The following is a 19,588-nucleotide window of genomic DNA, read 5'->3' on the forward strand; positions in this document are numbered from 1 at the left end:
TCAACATAGACCCGGACGATCTCCTGATTGGTAGAGACAGGAAATCTACATACCAGAGACCGCAGAGAGGATAGCTCCGAGAAGACTCATACAGGCGGCACCAACTAATGCAAAGAGAGCGGCGACGGAGATAGTAAACTCATTAGGATCGGTTCGCAGTGATTCGTAGCCAGCACCGACAATCATCCCACCTCCACCTATTGCCATCAGTAGTACCGGAATACTGTAGTTCCCAGCAATGAGCGAGCCCATCGCGGGTAATCCAAGTGATAGTCCAATTACTGCAAGAGCGCCGTTGTAGACGTACAACCGTTCCATAGGTATTGTATCACAATCTTCGTACTAATAGCTGAAGGAGAGCATGTTCTTCTGTTCAATACGCACTCTCTATTTGTTAGCCAATCCTTCGAATATTCTGTGAAAGAAAGACTGGAAGCGATGTCCGCTTCATACTGGAATATCGGATATACTCTCGGATTTGTGTTGACAGGGTTTATTTTATAGTTCGGCATTCCAGGTAGCATTCCTCAATTAATACCTTCTATATACGCCAATTTGAGCATGGTAGCAGTGTTCATTTTCCTTATCGCTCTGGGGTCTATGCTCCTTGAGAAATTCTAATATGCGATTCAGGTAACTCACAGTCTGTGCGAGAACCACGGTATCCGAACGGGCCCGATCTAGTTTTTTCTACTCAATCTAGCATATAGAATAGATTGTAGTTCTCACTGAATCGCTCATAATCGCTAAGTCTTATATTTCTGTGTTTATACTAACCATGATTGATGGAGCACTGTACCGACTGCGGTGCCGCTATTGGTGAAACCTGGACGTATTGTAAGGAGTGTGGTGAGAAAGTCTCAAACGATATTGATAATAGCGAGTCTAAGAACCATCAATCACGAGCTGACCAATCAGATATAGATAGTTCTCGGTCGCGATCACGGAAGGCAGGAAGATATCTGGCAGGGATTGGTGCCGTAATACTGGCAATTTCAGTGTTCGCGCCGTGGCTTAGCGCAGGCATTTTCCAAGTTACAGGACTCCAAGTTGGGGGCTGGGTGATGCTGATTGAAGCAGCGATTGTATTGGCATGCTCCTATTGGTTCTGGGGATCTTGGAGTCACCTCATCGTCTTTGCAGACGGTCTTTTTATCGTTGGAAGGATAGGTTTTGCTCTTTCCGATCTTTCTGACACAGCCCGACAAAATTCTGAAGTGACGTCGTCGGGGCTAGAGGGGGCTAGCGTTACCCCAGAGATTGGAATCTATCTTGCTGTTCTTGGTGGTCTCTTTATAATGGGTGGTGCATTTCTTAGCTTCGTGAGAGACCTTGTTTATGTGTCCACTTTGCAGAGCGGTCGGTCTGAGGAAAATAGCGATAATAATCCTGAATTATCCACTCTCGCCGATCAGGCTGAAGAAATGGATGATGAAGTGCAGGAAATGCTGAAAGCCTGTATTAGACTAGCTGAAGGGGAGAACGTGGTCACTGATCGAGAGCTGAAAGGGAGTATCTATCCAGATCACACATTGGGATACGAAGAGTCCGATGAATGGTGGGAGGAAGCTGAAGAGCTTCTGGAGGACCAGAGTCCCATTACTCGCTTAGATTCTACTGGTAGAAGATGGTCAATCTCGGATTAGGTTCTGGTAAATTCAGATACAATCGTAATCTTCTATTGCTCCGCAGCGAGGACATGCGATCACTCCGGACCCCTGGGTCGTGAATTCGTAACCGCAGGCGTCACACCGGTAACGAATACTATTGCCTTTTTCAGTGTCACTCATTGTCGGTTCCCTCCGCGACTTTGCGGCAGTAGTCCATCGCAGCGAGCGCACCTCTCTCACCGTAACCAACGAGATCAACGTCTCGCTGGGTGGTCTGCCAGCGCCCGTCCTCGAGTTGCGTCAGTTCGAGCGTCGTGCGTACGCGCTCAGCGTCGATAGTCATCGAGTCCTAACTGCGTCATATTCTATTGCCTCAAAGCTCGATCTATAGTCAGCGTTGATTGATGGGTGACGTCCAGAGTAGAAATTTACCGGTTATGATGACCAATAAGTGAACCGGCTCGTTCCACTCGCCGGATGCCCACGTGAGGCACGTATCGTAAGAACCGAAACCGAATCGTGAACCGATCAGATATCGTGGTTCGGGATACCGGTCAGGTAGGTCAGAGAGGCACCGAGGACGAGACCGTAGATCCAGTGAGCCAGCAGCGAGATCACGAGGAACGCGACGACGACAGTGGAACCCCCTTCGGGCCAGAAGCCGATGACGAACCCCGGCCAGAAGATCGTACTCAGCGTCGCGCCGCGGACGAACCGTGGCCTCTGCGGTGGCAGAAACGTCGCCGTCACGACGAAAAACAGCGGTAACACGATGGCCCCGCCGATCAGATAAAAGAGCGCGCCGAGTCCGGCGCTCGGCTGGGCAGCGACCAGATAGCCGAAGCCGGCTGGGGCTTCGAGTTGGAACAGACCCAGCAGAATCGGCACCCCGACCGCGACAGGGAGCATCGCTACCAGGCCGACGGCTCCGCTGACCATCGCGCTAATGATCACGGCGGGTGTAATCGGCTCGGTCGCCTCGCCGTAGACCGCTTTTTCGAACGCCCCTTCGACCGATTCGTCGACCCGTTGCTCGCTCGTGCTGTTCGGCATATGCTAACAAACGACGCCCCCGAATATAGATGGCGTGAGGGTACTCGGAGAGGCGTAACTGGTATGCGTTACTCCGGGGTCTCTCTACTCGTCGACTCGCTATCTTCCACGGCTCGCTTCGCTCACCGTTCTAGTTCGAGACACCTCGTTTCACTCGGTGTCTCGCTAGCTCGCGGTTCCTCCGTCACCGCTCGCCTTTTCCGAGACGCCTCGCTGCGCTCGGCGTCTCGCTACCGATCTACTTCTCCCATAATCGTATCCAGACTTCCCAGCGTCGCGATCATGTCCGCGATGTATTCACCTTCGCTCATCTCCGGCAGCGCCTGCAGGTTCGAGAACGACGGCCCACGGATCTTGAACCGCGCGGGCGTATCCGTCCCGTCGCTGCGAATGTAGATTCCGAGTTCGCCTTTGGCTGCCTCGACTGCCCGATAGACCTCGCTGTCGTACTCCGGCCGCAACGTCCGGGGGACGTTCGACTGAATTTCGCGGTCGTCCGCGGGCCACTCGGCCAGCAGATCGACGCACTGCTCGACGATCTTGGCAGACTCTTCGAGTTCTCGCAGGCGCACGAGAACGCGCGCGAAGTTGTCACATCCGTCCTCGGTCACGACGTCCCAGTCGAGTTCGTCGTAGTAGCCGTACGGATCGTCGCGACGAATATCGTAGTCGATCCCCGAGCCCCGCGCGACTGGGCCCGTCACGCCGTAGCGTTTGGCCACGTCGGGATCGAGATGGCCTACGTCTAGCGTCCGCATCTGGAGGATCTCGTTGCCAGTGATCAGATCGTGGTATTCAGAGAGGCGCGACGGCAGGTCCTCGACGAACGACCGAACCTTCGCCAGATACTCCTCGCGCGGCTCGGGCAGATCCCAGCAGACACCGCCGAGTCGGAAGTAGTTGAACATCAATCGCTGGCCGGTCAGGTCCTCCAGCAGATTCTGGATCTTCTCGCGGTCGGCGATGGCGTACATGAACGTCGCCGTGAAGTCGCCGACGACGTCCAGCGCGTACGCACCGATGGCGAGGAAGTGACTCAACATTCTGGAGAGTTCCGCCGACATCGTCCGCAACACCTGGGCGTACTCGGGCACGTCGATGTCGGCCAGCGATTCGGCAGTACGGGCATATGCCCACTCGTTGCAGATCCCGGCCCCGCCCCAGTCCCACCGGTCGGGATAGGGCATGATCTGGTGGCGGTAGGTCCCCTGCTCGCACATCTGCTCCTCACAGCGATGGATGTAGCCGATGTCGGGTTCGGCGTCGACGACCGTCTCGCCGTCGAGCGTGATCTTGATGTGGAGGACACCGTGGGTCGCGGGATGGTGGGGGCCGATGTTGACCAGCATCGTGTCCGAATCGGCGCGCTCGTCCTGGCTCAGCGGGTTGGCGTGCTCGCGAAACGGGACGATCTGGGGCTGATTCTGGTCGAAATCCTCGCGAAGCGGGTGACCTTGCCAGGTCTCGGGCAGCAGGATTCGTTCGAGGTTGGGGTGGTCGTCGTACTCGATTCCGAGGAGGTCGTAGGCCTCGCGCTCGTGCCAGTCGGTCGTCTCGAAGACGCCAGCGACCGACTCGCTGCAGGGGCGATCGCGGGGAACCGGCACGACTACGCTCAGCTCACGGGTCGGATCGTCGTAGTCCCGCAGGTGGTAGATGGTCTCGAAGCGGTCGGCGTACTCCTGGGCAGTGACACAGGCGCAGTGGTCGAGTCCCGCGCGCTCGCGGACGGTAGCCACAACATCCGCGACATCGTCGGGCGCGACGACGACTCCCGGCGCGTTGACGTGTTCTTCGCGGTCGCGAACGCGGTCGCCGAGCGAGTCGACCGCTCGCTCGATAGTTCCACCGACGACTTCGTCGTCACTGACGGGTTCGGAGAGGGCCATACCCATCCATCGACCACTTCCCCCAAGCGGTTTCTGACGAACAGACTAGTGCGTTTTTAAACGGCGCGGTACTCGAATCCGACGATGAAGCACGTCTCGCTGACGCTACGCGAGCCGCCCGAGCGACGAAACGACATGCACACCTTCATCGTCGAAACCCCAGGGTACGAGGAGACGGCGCTGCTGGCCTGGAACGATTCACGGCCCGATCTGGACGTCTTTCTCTTTCGCGTCGTCGGCCCGATCGAACCCTACCGGGATGCGATCGCCGAGCCGGCGTTCGTCCGCGAATACGACCTCACGCCCATCGACGACGACAGTTTCTACGCGTACGTCGAAAACGAGCCACGTGACGTCGACGTGGAGTTTCAGGCAGCGTTCACCGACAACCGCGTCCTCTCTGTGCCACCGATCGTCTTCGACGCAGACGGGTCGACGCGAGCGCGGGTCGTGGGTGAGTCGTCCGCACTCGAGTCTGTCGTCGCGGACATCCCCGACGACATCGATCTCACGATCGAGGAGATCGGGGAGTTCGACGCCCCGTGGCGGGCCCCAGCGACCCTGACGGATCGCCAGCGTGAGACGCTCGAAGTCGCATTCGACAGCGGGTACTACGACCTCCCTCGGGCGGGATCGATAGAGCAAATTGCCGACAGGCTCGATGTCGCGCCGAGTACGGCGTCGAATCACCTCAGAAAAGCCGAACGCGCGCTCGTCGCCCAGTACCTGGGCGAGTGATCGACTGGTGGTCCGGGATTCTCAGTCTCGCTTCGCGCCGGGATTCGTCACGGCGCCGTTTGCCGCGGAACCGAAGTCCCGATGATACTTCGCCAGCACGCCGCTGGTGTAGTTGGGTTCTGGCTCGTCACGGTCTTCGAGGCGCTGCTCGATCTCCTCGTCGGTCAGGTCGACCGATAGTTCGAGGTCGTCGATGTCGATCGTGAGCTGATCGCCGTCTTCGATCGCGGCGATCGGGCCCCCGACGTAAGCCTCGGGTGCGACGTGGCCGATCGAGAACCCGCGGGTTGCCCCGGAGAAGCGACCGTCGGTCAGCAGGGCGACGTCCTCGGAGTGACCCTGTCCGGCGACCGCGGAGGTGACGCCGAGCATCTCGCGCATCCCGGGACCGCCGCGGGGCCCCTCGTTGCGGATGACGATGGCGTCGCCCGACTCGACGTGGCCCTCCTGGACGTACTTCATCGCCTCCGATTCCTCCTCGAAGACCCGGAGCGGGCCCTCGTGGTGGAGATGGTCCGATCCGGTTATCTTGATGACTGCCCCTTCCGGAGCGAGATTCCCGGTGAGGATGCGGATCGCGCCGCGCTCGTGGATCGGGTCGTTCACGGGGTGCAGGAAGTCGGCGTTGAGGTCCTCGATCGTCGGCAACTCCATCGATTCGAGTTCCTCGCCGATCGTGTTGCCCGTCACGGTGAGGGCGTCGCCGTGGATGAGGTCCGCGTCGAGGAGTTCCTTGAGGACGACCGGGACGCCGCCGACCTCGTGGAGGTCGTTCATGACCTTCTCGCCGCCGGGCTGGAGATCCGCAATCTTCGGTGTCCGAGCGCTGATGCGATTGAAGTCCTCGATATCCAGATCGACGCCGGCCTCGGCGGCCATCGCGAGCAGGTGGAGGACAGCGTTGGTCGAGCCGCCGACGGCGACCTGGAGGGTGATCGCATTCTCGAAGCTCTCCTTGCTGAGGAAGTCCGACGGTTTGCGCTGTTCCTGAACGACCTCGACAGCGAGTTCGCCGCTTTCGCGGGCGACGGTGTACCGTGACCATTCTTCTGCCGGCGGGGAAGCGCTGCCCAGTGGCGCGAACCCGAGCGCCTCGGAGATGGAGGCCATCGTGTTGGCGGTGAACATCCCGCCGCAGGAGCCCGCACCCGGGCAGGCGTTTCGCTCCATCTCGTCGAGTTCGTCTTCGCTCATCTCGCCCTGGGCGACGGCACCGACGCCCTCGAAGACGTTCTGGATCGTGATCTCCCGGCCGTCGTGTTCGCCGGGCATGATCGATCCGCCGTAGAGGAAAACGCTCGGCAGATCAGTCCGGATCGCGGCCATCATCATCCCCGGCATGTTCTTGTCACAGCCGCCGATGGTGACGAGCCCGTCCATCCGTTCGCCGAAGGAGACGAGTTCGACCGAATCGGCGATCACTTCACGGGAGATCAGACTCGCTTTCATCCCCTCCGTACCCATCGAGATAGCGTCGGAGATGGTGATCGTCCCGAACTCGATCGGCATGCCACCGGCCTCGTCGACACCTTCGTAGGCTGATTCTGCCACGTCGTCGAGGTGGACGTTACATGGCGTGATGTCGGCCGCTGGGTTCGCGACGCCGATCATCGGCGAGTCCAGGTCCTCGTCGTCGTAGCCCATCGCTCGGAACATCGCACGGTGGGGCGCTTTCTCGATGCCCTCCGTGACCTCGCTGCTCCGGAGGTCGGGGTCCTTCTCGGAGCGGTCGTCTGCGTCTGTCGCGTCCGGTCCCATGTTCACGTGTCGGCGATGGGGGCTCTTAAGGCCCCCGGAGCTGTGGTCCTGGCTCCCATGGGACGTCGACAACCTCCGTTTACCACTCCAGTGATTCATTGTAATATTGCATTCATCTAACACCAATTGGTGGAGAAAGGAAGTTTTAATAACCATCATTTTCTTTTGGTGGGTACGGTGTGAGGGGGAACGTCACACGGGCACAGTTACCCGAAAGGGGGACAGCAGGGGCGACGGTGTGCTAGCCACTGTGTCCCGATACCGCTCATACTGCACACGTGTACCAAAGGGGGTACCACGAATGTCAGAATCAAACCACGGCACAGTCCGTGGATCGCTAACGAGACGGGCAGTTCTCAAACGTGCAGGCGCGACCGCCGCGGCAGCGGCGATGGGCTCGACGGCACTTACGGGTTCGGCCAGTGCCGCCGGCGAACCAGTCGCCCTGCAGTACTTCGACTACGGGCACAGCGGCGGGCCGACCGGCGGTCACTGGAACCGCGTCGCAAATCAGGCCGATTCGATCTCGAACGTCGGCTACGACGCGGTCTGGGTTCAACAGCCGTGTAAACCCAACTCGCCGAGTTCGAACGGGTACAACCCGAAGAATCATCGAAACTTCGATCAGACGAGTTTCGGCAACGAGTGGGAGTTCTCGAACATGGCCGACTCGCTGCACAACGCCAGCGGGGGCTACACCAAGCTCTACGTCGACACCGTCCTCAACCACATGGGGACATCCGATCCGAGTACGGGCGCGTATCCGTACTTCTCCAGTCAGGACTTCCACTATCCCAAGTCTGTCGGACAGGATCGATTGGACGGCCAGCTGGCCGGACTCTGGGACCTCGACCAGGACAAAGGCTACGTCCGGGGCGAGCTGTATCGCTACGTCAAGAAAATCTCCGACCTCGGGGCCGACGGCTATCGCTGGGACGCGGCCAAACACATCCCACAGTGGTTCTGGCGTGACGAGGCCAACCGCTGGGCCAACGACCTCAACATGTTCCGAGTCGGTGAGGTCTTCGACGGCAACACCGACTTCCTGATGAACTACGTCAACCAGTGGTCTGGCGGCGAGTGGCGCGGCCAGAACGTCTTCGACTATCCGCTGTTCTATGCCCTCAAGGGCAACTTCAAGTACGGCGGTGATCTCCGGAACGTCCGGGACACCATCGAGAACGGCAACTGTGTGCTCGGCCGGAACTCGACCCGCGCGTGTACGTTCGTCGAGAACCACGACACGGGCTATCCCTCGAACAAGAAGCTGGCTTACGCGTTCATCCTGACCGCGCCCGGCTACCCGTTCGTCTACGACAACCATGCCGACTACGACGGGATCAGCTTCGACCAGGGCTATCTCGGAAACCTGGTCTGGATCAAGAACAACCTCGCAGGCGGCGCGCTGTACTTCCGCCACGCGGACCAGAACAACCTCATCTACGAGCGGAACAACAACCTCCTGATGGGGATCAACCAGTCGAGTTCCTGGACCGAGCAATGGGTCTACACGACTTGGCGCAATCAGAGCCTCAACGATTACTCCGGCAGCAACAATGCCTGGGTCAACGGCGACGGCTGGGTCAAAGTGACGATCCCTCCGGGCGGATACACGGCACTCGCGCCCTGATCGGCCGTCTCCTCTCTGACGCCCCGACTTTTCGTCTTAGCAGCTATACTGTATATCAGTCATTTCTCGGGACTATTTGTTATCTAGCTGTCTGTAATAACATGATAAAATATAAGGTATATCCATCATCTTTTACGATTGTGTTACCCGATTACTTGGTCCCGATCTGACGATCGAGACCGTGTCGGGCGCACGGGGAACAGCCAATGACGGGCAAGAAATTCGGTACGAACGTGAGCGGACAGCTTACAAGACGACAACTCCTGAAACGGTCGACCGCAGCGGCGGCAGCGGTGACCGTCGGTTCGAGCACGCTCGCTGGCACGGCGAGTGCGGCTGGCGAACCGGTCGCATTACAGTACTTCGACTACGGTGACTACGGACCGATCGGCGATCACTGGAATCGCATCAGCAACGAGGCCGGCACGATCGCCAACGCTGGCTACGACGCGGTGTGGATCCAGTCGCCGTGTAAACCGAACTCCTCGAACTCCAACGGCTACAATCCGCGAGACCACTTCGACTTCAACTCCTCGCTAGGGACGGAGTCGGAGCTTCGCGGGATGATCAGTTCGTTGCACAACAACGGGGTCGACGTCTACGCAGATTCCGTGGTCAACCACACCGGGACGACCGAACCCGACGGCGGCCACTACCCGCCGTTCCCGGATCGGAGCTACTTCCACGACCCCTACGACAGTGGCCGAACTACCAAGCAACTGTACGGTCTCTGGGACCTCAAACACGAGAACGGCGAGGTCACCAACATCCTCCGGGACTTCTGTTACACGCTAGGCAACGACCTCGGCTTCGACGGGTTCCGCTGGGACGCCGCCAAGCACGTCCCCAAATGGTGGTTCCGTGACTACGCCAACCAGTGGGCCAACGACCTCGGGATGTTCAAAGTCGGCGAAGTCTACGACGGGAACACCGACTTCGTGATGGACTACGTCAACACGGGGATGAACTGCTTCGACTACCCCCTCCACTACAAACTCAAGTCGGAGTTCGCCTACGGCGGCAACCTCTCGAACGTCGCCGACGCCGTGCGCAACGGCAACTCGATCATGGGGCGTGACGCCTATCACGCCTCGACGTTCGTCGACAACCACGACGACGACCCGCCGTCCAACCGGAAGCTCGCCCACGCGTTCATCCTGACCGCACCGGGCTATCCGATGGTGTTCGCCAACCACGCAAAACCCGAGGGCGTCGACCTCGACGCTGGCTGGCTCACCAATCTCATCTGGATCAAGAAGAACCTGGCCGGCGGAGACATGTACTTCCGCCACGACAGCCAGAACCTGCTGATCCACGAGCGCTACAACAACCTCCTGACTGGCATCAACCAGTCGGGCTCCTGGCAGTCGCAGTGGGTCTACACGTCCTGGCGCAACACGACGCTGAAAGACTACACCGGCTCGATCGACGACGTCTACGTCAACGGCGACGGCTGGGTCGAAGTCTCTGTCCCGCCGGGCGGCTGGGTCGCGCTCGCGCCGTACTGATCACTCTCCTGATCTATTTTTGCGGTCGTGTCCACAGATTCTTAGCCCCGGCTGTCTCACCCACTGGTATGCCACGGGTCACCGTCGGCGGCCGGATTCACGTCGGCTTCCAGAACCTCTCGCTGGCCCACGACCGCCTCTACGGCGGTATCGGGATCGCACTCGACCAGCCACGGCTCGTTCTCGACGCCGAACCGGCCGACAGCGTGATCTGCGACGGAGCAGACGTCGCGGGCTACGTCGAGCGCGCGGTCGAGGTCCTCGGCGTTCCAGGTGCGAACGTGACGATCGAACAGCGCCTGCCCCGACACGTCGGCCTCGGCAGCGGAACTCGCCTGGCTCTGGCAAGTCTCCGCGCCATCGCAGCAGCCTACGACCGATCGGTCGACGTTCGAGCGGCCGCACCGAAACTCGCTCGCGGCGGACGTAGCGGGGTCGGCGTCGCGACCTTCGAGACCGGCGGTTTCGTCGTCGATTCGGGCCATCCGACGACGCTGTTCACCCACGAACCCCCTGGCGAAGGTGAGTGGCAGGTTCCACCAGTGATCGCTCGCCACGACGTGCCCGATGACTGGCGGTTCGTTCTCGTGACGCCCGACGTCGACGCGGGTCGACACGGCCGTCCGGAAGACGAGAGTATCAGAGCAGTGGTCGAACGCGCAGATCCGGGGATCGCAGACGAGATCGCGCTCGTCGTGACCCGACAGCTCTTGCCTGCGGTAGCGACGGGTGACCACGAGCAATTCGGAACAGCAGTCGAGCGCCTGGGTCGGCTGAACGGCGCGTGGTACGCCGACGAACAGGGCGGCGTCTACCGCCCGCCGGCAGGAAGCGTGATCGAAGCACTCGACTCCATCCCCGAGATAGCGGGGGCGGGCCAGTCTTCCTGGGGACCGACGGTCTACGGCGTGACGCACGCGCCACAGGCTGACGCGGCACGCGACCGGGTCGAAGACGCACTCGACGAACTCGGACTCGACGGCACGGTCAGAGTCGTCTCGGCGTCGAACTCGGGTACCCAGATCGAGTAATCAGACACCACACCCTTGGCGTCGAGCGACACTTGCCCGAACCGCAAGCTACTGCCTTTACCCAGCCGTGGATTCGGACATGGCTACGCTGGAGGGGATCTACGTCTACCCGATCAAGTCGCTCGACGGCCGCGCGGTCGAGACGGTGACGATCGCCGATGGCGGCTCGCTCCGTCCCGACAGGCAGTTCGCGATGGTCGACGACGACGGCGAGTACGTCAACGGCAAGCGTACTCCGGCGGTCCACCGCATCAGCGCCGACTTCGACGCGAGCGGGACGATCGTCACGCTCACCGACGACACTGACTCTGCCCGGTTCGACCTCGAAGCCGAACGTGAGGCAGCAGCGACGTGGCTCGACGAGCGGTTCGAGCCGCCGATCTCGTTCGTCCGCGACGAGGAGCTTGGATTCCCGGACGACACCGCGGATTTCGGTCCGACGATCATCTCGACGGGGACGCTCGAAACGATCGCCGGCTGGTACGACGAGATCGACGGTGCGACCGAAATGCGGCGTCGACTCCGTCCGAATCTCGTCGTCGAGGCCGAACCCTTCTGGGAAGACCGACTCTATGCCGGCCCCGACGAACGCGTCCGCTTCGAGATAGATGGTGTTTCCTTCGAAGGAATCAGCCCCTGTCAGCGGTGCGTCGTCCCGACGCGTGATCCCGACACCGGCGCGGAGATCGACGGCTTTCAGCGGACGTTCGTCGAGAATCGGGAGAAGACACTGCCCTCGTGGGCGGACGAACGGCAGTTCGACCACTACTTCAGAGTGATGGTCAACACGCGCACGCCTGAGGCGTCACGGGGGGAGACGATCTCGATCGGTGCGGAGGTCGTGATCGGGGAGACGGTGTCGGCGACTAGCTGACTGAGACTACCAGTCCAGACTCCCGGCGTCCTGATACTCCGTGACTGTGGACTCGAAGAAGTTCTTCTCCTTGTTGAGATCGACCTGTTCGCTCATCCAGGGGAAGGGGTTGTCCGTCCCGTAGATCGGGTCCATCCGCAACTGGGTGAGCCGGCGGTCGGCGACGTACTCGACGTATTCGGCGAACTGCTCGCTGGACATTCCCAGAATTTCGTCGGGGCAGGCTTCGCGGGCGTAGCGCTGTTCGAGGTCGACGGCTTCCTCGATCAAGTCCCCGACCTCCGATTCGAAGTCGGCGGTCCACACGGCTGGGTTCTCCTCGCGGATCGTGTTGACCAGGTCGACGCCGAAGTTCACGTGGAGCGATTCGTCGCGCATGATGTACTCGAACTGCTCGCCGACGCCGATCATCTTGTTCTGCCGTTTGAGTGCGAGCATCATCGCGAACCCCGCGTAGAAGAAGATCCCCTCCATGATGACGTAAAATCCCACGCAGTCACGGAGGAACTGCCGGAGGTCGTGGGGACCGTCGATGGTGAAGTCGTCCTGATCGATAGCACAGGTCAGCTCGACCACGAAGTCGTCTTTGGCCTCGATTGCGGGGATGCGGTCGTACATCCCGTAGAGGTACTCGGGGTCGAATCCTAGACTATCGCAGCAGTAGATGAACGTGTCCGTGTGGATCGCCTCTTCGTAGGCCTGTCTGAGGAGGTACTGGCGACACTCGGGCGCGGTGACGTACTCGTACAGGGCGAGGACGATGTTGTTCGCCGTCAGGGACTCGGCCGTCGAGAAGAAACCGAGGTTCCACTCGACGAGGTGCTTTTCGGCTGCGGTCAGGTCGTCGTTGCGCCACTGGGCGACGTCGTCCTGCATGGGGACTTCCTCGGGCGTCCAGTTGTTGGCGACGCCCTGCGTGTAGTACTCGCGGGCCCAGTCGTAGTCGATCGGCAATATCTTGTTCGGATCGTGAGTGTCGTCGTGGCTGATGATGGGCATGTGTGTCCTCCGATTGTTCTACTGACAGGCGTCACAGGTCGGGTCTTCGACAGTCGGTGCGTCGTGATCTTTCCGTTGTTCGTCCTCGCTCTCGTCGCGAGTCTGGGTATCGTCGTATTCGGCCATGTCCAGCGTGGTCTTCTCGATCTGGCTCGCCCCCAGCGTACGGAGGTAGTAGGTCGTCTTCAGACCGTACTCCCAGGCGGTCTGGTAGACCTCGTTGAGTTTCGAGCCGTCGGTACTGGGGAAGAAGACGTTGACCGACTGACTCTGGTCGATCCACTGCCCCCTGACAGCGGCGAGTTTGAGTTGGTGGCGAGGATCGATCTCGAACGCGCCGCGATAGAGCCGTTTCAGGTCGTCGGGGACGCGATCGATCTCCTGGATCGAACCGTCGTGATAGGTCAGCTGATCACGGAGCTGGTCGTCCCACAGGTCACGCGCTTCGAGATCGGCGACCAGCTGCTCGTTGACTCTCGTGAAGTCCCCGGACATGTTGGACTTCACGTAGAGATTGGAGTAGACCGGCTCGATCGACGGGCTGGTGCCGGCGATCGTCGAGATCGTCGCCGTCGGCGCGACGGCCATCGTGTTCGAGTTTCGCATCCCGTGCTCGGCGACGTGTTCGCGGACAGCGCCCCAGTCCAGTCGCTCCTCTGTATCGAGTGGAATCTCGACGCCGCGTTCGTCTTCGAGTCGGTCGACCGTGTCCTGGGGGAAGATGTCGCGGTCCCACTTACTACCCTCGTAGGAATCATACGTACCGCGTTCCTTCGCGAGTTTCGCGGAGTTGTCGATGGCGTGGTAGGCGAGCAGTTCCGTGACCTCGTCGGCGAATTCGATCGCGGCGTCGTCGACCATCGGGATTCCCTGGGTCATCAGGGCTTCGTGAAAGCCCATCATCCCGAGGCCCACAGGACGATGACGCATGTTCGAGCGTTCGGCGTTCTCGGTCGGGTAGAAGTTCAGATCGATCACGTTGTCGAGCATTCGCATCGCCGTCTCGACGGTGTCCGCGAGTTTCTCGCGGTCGATCCCCTCGCTGGCGACGTGTTCGGCGAGGTTGATCGACCCGAGGTTGCAAACTGCCGTCTCCTCGTCGCTCGTGTTGAGCGTTATCTCCGTGCAGAGGTTCGAAGAGTTGACGACGCCCGCGTGATCCTGCGGCGATCGGATATTACAGGGATCTTTGAATGTGATCCAGGGATGGCCCGTTTCGAACAAGCGAGTGAGGGTCTCGCGCCAGAGTTCCTGGGCGTCGACCTGTTCGGACTGGCGGAGTTCGCCCGCCTCGGCCATGCGCTCGTACTCCTCGTAAATCGCCTCGAACTCCTCCCCGTAGGTCTCGTGGAGTTCGGGGACTTCGTCGGGGGAGAACAGCGTCCACTGGCCGCCTTCGCGGACGCGCTTCATGAACAGGTCGGGGATCCAGGCGGCCGTGTTCATGTCGTGTGTGCGTCGGCGTTCGTCGCCGGTATTACGGCGGAGGTCGATGAAATCGGGGTAGTCTAGGTGCCAGCATTCGAGGTACGCACAGGCTGCCCCCCGACGTTTCCCCGAGCGGTTGATCGCGGCGGTCACGTCGTTGCTGATCTTCAGGAACGGGACCACGCCGGTCGACTCGACACCGGTCGATTCGATGAGCGACCCCGTGGCGCGGACGTTCGTCCAGTCGTTGCCCAGACCGCCGGACCACTTCGAGAGTTTCGCGTGCTCTTTGTAGGCGTCGAAGATGCTTTCCAGATCGTCTTCTATGGTCGTCAGGTAGCAAGAGGCCAGTTGTGGGTGGGCCGTCCCGGCGTGAAACAGCGTCGGCGTCGAGTGGACGAACCGGCGTGTCGAGAGGGCCTCGTAGAACTCGAGGGCGCGTTCCTGGCGCTCCGGGGGGTCTTCACGAAGTCCGATTCCCATCGCGACGCGCATCCAGAACGCCTGTGGCAGTTCGAGTGGCTCGTCCTCTACTGTGGAGAGGAAGTACCGCTGGCGCAGCGTCTCGACGGCGATGTAGTCGAACTCCTGGTCCCGGTCCAGCACGAGTGCGTCCGCGAGTGCCTCCAGATCGTATTTCAGGAGTCGCTCGTCGAGCAGACCTGCCTCGACACCCTCCTCGACGTTCGCGGCGAAGGTGTCTCGATAGCGTCGGTCGGCGTCCTCGGAACGCGGATTTTCCCCCGTCACCTCGCGATAGTGGCGCTGGAGGGCGACGTCTGCGGCGACGGCGTCGTAGGCCGGGTCGCGGTCGCTCCTGGCGGTCAGTGTTCCGACCAGTGCGTCGTACAGTTCGTCCCTGCCGGCGTCCCGATAGGAGTTGCGCGCCGCGGCCTCGGTAAGGTCCGCGCGCACCGCCTCGGTCAGAACGGTGTCGTGATTTCGACAGGCGTGATCGAGTATCGAACGGATCGTCTCGGTATGGTTTCGCGTCGTCTGGCTCATGGTTGTGGACAGTGTTGCCACTCTACGTGGGATGGTCCCACGGTACACCCACCCCCGGACGTGGCCGGGACTGGGCCGTCGTGGCGTGTCCCTGGCTGAATCCCGGCACGTACAAAAAGGTTTCCAATAGGAGTTTATCTAATACAATTTCAATTGTTTTAGGGTGCACATCGCTACGTCTGGAGGCGCTCGTCGAGAAATTGTTGCTGTAGCGGGAGGGTCTGTTCGCGCCACTCGGGATTGTTGATCATCCGATGGCCTGCACCGTCGCCGATGAACTCCTCGACGGGGACGCCGGCGTCTCTGAGCGCCGCAGCCAGCACCGTCGTCGATCGAGTCGGAACGACCACGTCGTTCGTGCCGTGCAACAGCAGTGCGGGCGGGTCCTCGCTGTCGACGTGGGTCACTGGCGATCCTTCCGCGAGGGTTTCGTCGCTCGCGTCCTCGCCGAAGAAGTTGGCGATGAGTTCGTTGCCCTCGGATTCGGGGGTAGTGAAATCGTAGGGGCCGCTGTACCCGACGACGGCGTCGACGGCCGCCGAGACCTCAGGTTTGAACTCGACCGGTTGGAAGGTCTCGTGCTCCGGTGCGAACCCCACGAGCGCGGCCAGGTGTGCGCCAGCGGAGTAGCCGGCGAGCGCCCCGGCCGTTCCGTCGATTCCGAAGGGTGCGGTGTCCCGGACCCACTTGACTGCGGCCGCGGTATCCCGGACTGCCGCGGGGTACTTCTTCTCGGTAGCCAGTCGATACTGGATGTCCGCGACTGCGTAGCCCTCGGCGACCATCTCGTCGAACATGGGCCGTTCTCCCTTGTCACCCATGATCCAGGCTCCACCGTGCGCGAAGACGACGAACGGGTGTTCCCCGCCCTCCTGGGGGACGTAGAGATCGAGTTTCAGGTCGCGTTCCGGTGTCCGTCGGAAGACGACGTCTCGCACCACGCCCTCGCTTCCGGGTGTCGGAAGCGGCGTGTTCTCGGGTGGACGTGTTCTCGAGCGCGTCGTCGTCGACGGCTCGGTCGACGGTTCCCCGTTCGTCGTCGTTCCAGTCGTCTGTTCGCTCCCCGAAGAACACCCCGCGAGTGCCGTCCCGGCCACCGTCGCCAGTACCCCTCTCCGCGACCACGTTCGATCCTCTGTCATGTTCGTGGCCAGCGCCCGGGGCGATTTAGCTGTACCGCTCGCCGATCAGAACTCGGGTTCTGGTACGACGCCGTCTTCTTCGGCCTCGGTGCCGGCGAGGTCGTACTCCTCGCGGAGCTCGCGAATCCGGTCGCGGATGTCCGCGGCGAGTTCGAACTCCAGGTTGTCCGCCGCGTCTTGCATCCGGCCTTCGAGTTCCTCGATGAGGTGGGCGGCCGCGTCGGCGTCGTCGGGATCCATGTCGGTCGTCCCGCCGGTGTCGGTCTTGCTTCCGGGGAGATTGGTCTCACCGATCTCTTTCTCGATGGTCGTCGGCTCGAAGCCGTGGTCCTCGTTGTACGCCTGCTGGATTCGTCGGCGACGCTGGGTCTCCTCGATGGCCGCGTTCATCGCGTCGCTCGGCTCGTCCGCGTAGAGGACGACCTCACCGTTGACGTTGCGCGCTGCACGGCCCATCGTCTGGACGAGCGTCGTCTCGCTCCGCAGGAAGCCTTCCTGATCGGCGTCGAGAATCGCGACGAGCGAGACTTCGGGGATGTCCAGACCTTCCCGAAGGAGGTTGATCCCGACCAGAACGTCGAACTCCCCGGCTCGAAGGCCGCGGACGAGTTCGTGTCGCTCGAGGGTGTCGGTCTCGTCGTGCATGTACTCGACGGCGACCCCCGCCTCTTCGAGGTACTCCGTCAGGTCCTCGGCCATCCGCTTGGTCAGGGTGGTCACGAGAATGCGCTCGTCACGTTCGACGCGCTCGTCGATCCGATCCATGAGGTCGTCGATCTGCCCCTCTGCGGGACTGACCTCGACCTCGGGGTCGACCAGATGGGTCGGTCGGACGATCTGTTCGACGATCTGGTCGCTGTGCTCGCGCTCGTAGTCGCCGGGCGTCGCGCTGACGTAGAGGGTCTGGTCGGTTTTCTCTTCGAACTCCTCGAAGGTCAGCGGTCGATTGTCGTACGCAGTTGGCAGCCGAAAGCCGTTCTCGACCAGTGAGTCTTTCCGGGACTTGTCGCCGGCATACTGGCCGCGGATCTGGGGCACAGTCTGGTGGGACTCGTCGATCACCGTCAGGAAGTCCTCGGGGAAGTAATCGAGCAGCGTATAGGGAGCCTCCCCGGACTCGCGATCTGACAGATGCACTGAATAGTTCTCGATTCCCGAACAGTAGCCCGTCTCTTTCAGCATCTCCAGATCGAAGGTCGTCCGTTCTTCGATCCGCTGGGCTGCCACGAGGTCGCCCTGGCGCTCGAAGTAGCTCACGCGCTGATCCATCAGCTCCTCGATCTCGCCGATCGCCCGCTGCAGGCGCTCCTCGGGGATCGAGTAGTGCTCTGCGGGATGTAACAGAACCGCGGGTTCCTCGCTCACGATCTCGCCTTCGAGAGGATCGAGTTTGACGAGGCGGTCGATCTCGTCGCCCCACATCTCCACGCGGACGGCGTACCGGCCGTACATCGGGTAGATCTCGATGGTGTCCCCGCGCACGCGAAAGGTGCCCTGCGTGAAGTCGACGTCGTTGCGTTCATAGTTCAGATCGACGAGTTGGCCCAGTAGTTCGTCGCGATCGATCTGCTGGCCACGTTCGATCCCCAGGGACATGTCGACGTAGTTCTGCGGATCACCCAGCCCGTAGATGGCCGACACCGAGGCGACGACGATGACGTCATCGCGCGTCAGCAGCGAGCGCGTCGCGGAGTGACGCAGCCGGTCGATCTCGTCGTTGATCGAGGCGTCCTTCTCGATGTACTTGTCGGTCTGTTCGACGTAGGCCTCGGGCTGGTAGTAGTCGTAGTACGAAACGAAGTACTCGACGGCGTTGTTCGGAAAGAGGTTCCTGAACTCCTCGTACAACTGTGCCGCGAGGGTCTTGTTGTGGGCGATGACCAGCGTCGGCTGCTGGATCTCCTCGGCGACCCACGAGACAGTGTTGGTCTTTCCCGAGCCAGTCACCCCGAGCAAGGTCTGCCTGTCCATGCCCTGCTGAAACCCCGAGGCAAGTTGCTCGATCGCCTCGGGTTGGTCGCCGGCGGGATCGAAGGGCGCGTCGACCTCGAAGGGATGTTCGGCGTCGGGTCGATCCGGCGAGAGCGGGCCGCCTGAATCAGTCATTGACGGATTCCACGGGCCCAAATCACTTCAGGCGCTCGGTAGTGACGATAGCTGTCAGTCTTCTTCCGGCTGGACTGGCTGCGCACGAACGCGCAGCCGTGCCGGCCGTCGATACAGTCAGTCCTCTCCCGGCTGGACTGCTCGCGCCAAAGAGCGCTCGCGAGCCGGCCGTCGATACAGTCAGTCCTCTCCCGGCTGGACTGCTCGCGCCAAAGAGCGCTCGCGAGTCGGCCGTCGATACAGTCAGTCCTCTCCCGGCTGGACTGCTCGCGCCAAAGAGCGCTCGCGAGTCGGCCGTCGATACATCAGTTCTCCATAACGCCAGCGTCTTCGAGATACTGCCGGACGTACGGATGGAGGTCGATCTCGAACGGCGGTTCGAACACCTGGAGGTCGGCGTGCTGGTCGTCCGGATCGAGGGAGTCGCTCTCGGCCCGAACCTCGAATCCGATCGGCACGTAGTGTTTCCCGCCTGCGTCCTCGATGTCGGCCACATCGTAGACGTGTTCGTAGACTCCGAGTCGTCGTTCGATCGTCACTCCGACGCCCAGTTCTTCGTTGGCGACGCGCTGGACAGCGTCTTCCAGGGATTCGTGTTTCCGGACCGTTCCGCCGGGGACGAACCACTCGCCTTTGGCTGGCTCGTTCGTTCGTTTTCCGAGGATGACACCGCCGTCGTAGTGGACGACCAGGTCGACCGAGACCAGCGGGACCGAGCGGACGACTGTCTCCCAGGTCTCGTCTGACAAATAGGGACTCACGAGAAGCGCTTCGACGGCAGGCAAAAAATGGCTACCGAAACGGACGACTGCGATCC

At 61.1% G+C, this 19,588-nt stretch carries 16 protein-coding genes; 6 read left to right on the forward strand and 10 right to left on the reverse strand.

Translation table 11 applies throughout. From position 1 onward, the window contains the following. Positions 1 to 45 precede the first annotated feature (45 nt). Positions 46 to 318, reverse strand: coding sequence for a hypothetical protein (locus DV733_RS13480; RefSeq protein ID WP_079979343.1), 273 nt, complete (start codon positions 316 to 318; stop codon positions 46 to 48). 467 nt (positions 319 to 785) lie between these two features. Here DV733_RS13480 and DV733_RS13485 point away from each other — a divergent pair, with 467 nt between their 5' ends. Then, the gene (locus DV733_RS13485) at positions 786 to 1,646 is read left to right on the forward strand and encodes a hypothetical protein (RefSeq protein ID WP_136342354.1); all 861 of its coding nucleotides are present in this window, start codon (positions 786 to 788) and stop codon (positions 1,644 to 1,646) included. A 136-nt stretch (positions 1,647 to 1,782) separates the two neighbouring features. Here the strand turns inward: DV733_RS13485 and DV733_RS17160 are convergent, their stop codons facing one another. From DV733_RS17160 to DV733_RS13495, 3 genes are all read right to left on the reverse strand, one after another. Further along, the gene (locus DV733_RS17160) at positions 1,783 to 1,953 is read right to left on the reverse strand and encodes a hypothetical protein (protein WP_154019506.1); all 171 of its coding nucleotides are present in this window, start codon (positions 1,951 to 1,953) and stop codon (positions 1,783 to 1,785) included. A 185-nt stretch (positions 1,954 to 2,138) separates the two neighbouring features. Next, positions 2,139 to 2,663, reverse strand: a complete 525-nt coding sequence (locus tag DV733_RS13490; RefSeq protein ID WP_049992514.1) for a DUF6789 family protein — start codon at positions 2,661 to 2,663, stop codon at positions 2,139 to 2,141. 230 nt (positions 2,664 to 2,893) lie between these two features. Then, on the reverse strand, positions 2,894 to 4,552 hold the full coding sequence (locus tag DV733_RS13495) for an NADH-quinone oxidoreductase subunit D (RefSeq protein ID WP_049992515.1): 1,659 nt from the start codon (positions 4,550 to 4,552) through the stop codon (positions 2,894 to 2,896). A gap of 84 nt (positions 4,553 to 4,636) precedes the next feature. On the opposite strand from DV733_RS13495, the gene DV733_RS13500 reads away from it, so the two are divergent. After that, positions 4,637 to 5,290, forward strand: coding sequence for a helix-turn-helix domain-containing protein (locus tag DV733_RS13500; protein ID WP_049992516.1), 654 nt, complete (start codon positions 4,637 to 4,639; stop codon positions 5,288 to 5,290). Positions 5,291 to 5,311: 21 nt separating this feature from the next. Here DV733_RS13500 and ilvD read toward each other — a convergent pair whose 3' ends face one another. Then, a complete protein-coding gene (ilvD, locus tag DV733_RS13505) occupies positions 5,312 to 7,048 on the reverse strand; it encodes a dihydroxy-acid dehydratase (RefSeq protein WP_049992517.1) in 1,737 nt (578 codons plus the stop codon). A gap of 301 nt (positions 7,049 to 7,349) precedes the next feature. On the opposite strand from ilvD, the gene DV733_RS13510 reads away from it, so the two are divergent. The 4 genes from DV733_RS13510 (at position 7,350) to DV733_RS13525 (ending at position 12,091) form a co-directional block, all read left to right on the forward strand. Then, positions 7,350 to 8,678, forward strand: coding sequence for an alpha-amylase domain-containing protein (locus tag DV733_RS13510; RefSeq protein ID WP_079979344.1), 1,329 nt, complete (start codon positions 7,350 to 7,352; stop codon positions 8,676 to 8,678). A gap of 206 nt (positions 8,679 to 8,884) precedes the next feature. Continuing rightward, the gene (locus DV733_RS13515) at positions 8,885 to 10,186 is read left to right on the forward strand and encodes an alpha-amylase domain-containing protein (protein ID WP_049992519.1); all 1,302 of its coding nucleotides are present in this window, start codon (positions 8,885 to 8,887) and stop codon (positions 10,184 to 10,186) included. 68 nt (positions 10,187 to 10,254) lie between these two features. Next, positions 10,255 to 11,217: a beta-ribofuranosylaminobenzene 5'-phosphate synthase family protein gene (locus DV733_RS13520; protein WP_049992520.1), complete on the forward strand. Its 963-nt coding sequence runs from the start codon at positions 10,255 to 10,257 to the stop codon at positions 11,215 to 11,217. 79 nt (positions 11,218 to 11,296) lie between these two features. Beyond that, entirely contained in the window at positions 11,297 to 12,091 is a 795-nt protein-coding gene (locus tag DV733_RS13525) for an MOSC domain-containing protein (RefSeq protein WP_049992521.1), read from the forward strand. 6 nt (positions 12,092 to 12,097) lie between these two features. Here the strand turns inward: DV733_RS13525 and DV733_RS13530 are convergent, their stop codons facing one another. From DV733_RS13530 to DV733_RS13550, 5 genes are all read right to left on the reverse strand, one after another. Beyond that, complete coding sequence (locus tag DV733_RS13530; protein WP_049992522.1) at positions 12,098 to 13,090, reverse strand: ribonucleotide-diphosphate reductase subunit beta; 993 nt, start codon at positions 13,088 to 13,090, stop codon at positions 12,098 to 12,100. Between the two features lie 18 nt (positions 13,091 to 13,108). Then, positions 13,109 to 15,523, reverse strand: a complete 2,415-nt coding sequence (locus tag DV733_RS13535) for a ribonucleoside-diphosphate reductase subunit alpha (RefSeq protein WP_049992523.1) — start codon at positions 15,521 to 15,523, stop codon at positions 13,109 to 13,111. Between the two features lie 173 nt (positions 15,524 to 15,696). Continuing rightward, positions 15,697 to 16,665, reverse strand: coding sequence for an alpha/beta hydrolase (locus DV733_RS13540; protein WP_049992524.1), 969 nt, complete (start codon positions 16,663 to 16,665; stop codon positions 15,697 to 15,699). Positions 16,666 to 16,710: 45 nt separating this feature from the next. Then, a complete protein-coding gene (gene uvrB / locus DV733_RS13545; protein ID WP_049992525.1) occupies positions 16,711 to 18,771 on the reverse strand; it encodes an excinuclease ABC subunit UvrB in 2,061 nt (686 codons plus the stop codon). Positions 18,772 to 19,076: 305 nt separating this feature from the next. Then, complete coding sequence (locus DV733_RS13550; RefSeq protein WP_049992526.1) at positions 19,077 to 19,532, reverse strand: NUDIX domain-containing protein; 456 nt, start codon at positions 19,530 to 19,532, stop codon at positions 19,077 to 19,079. Between the last annotated feature and the right edge of the window lie 56 nt (positions 19,533 to 19,588).

The sequence above is a fragment of the Halapricum salinum genome, from assembly GCF_004799665.1.
GTDB classification, from domain to species: Archaea; Halobacteriota; Halobacteria; order Halobacteriales; family Haloarculaceae; genus Halapricum; species Halapricum salinum.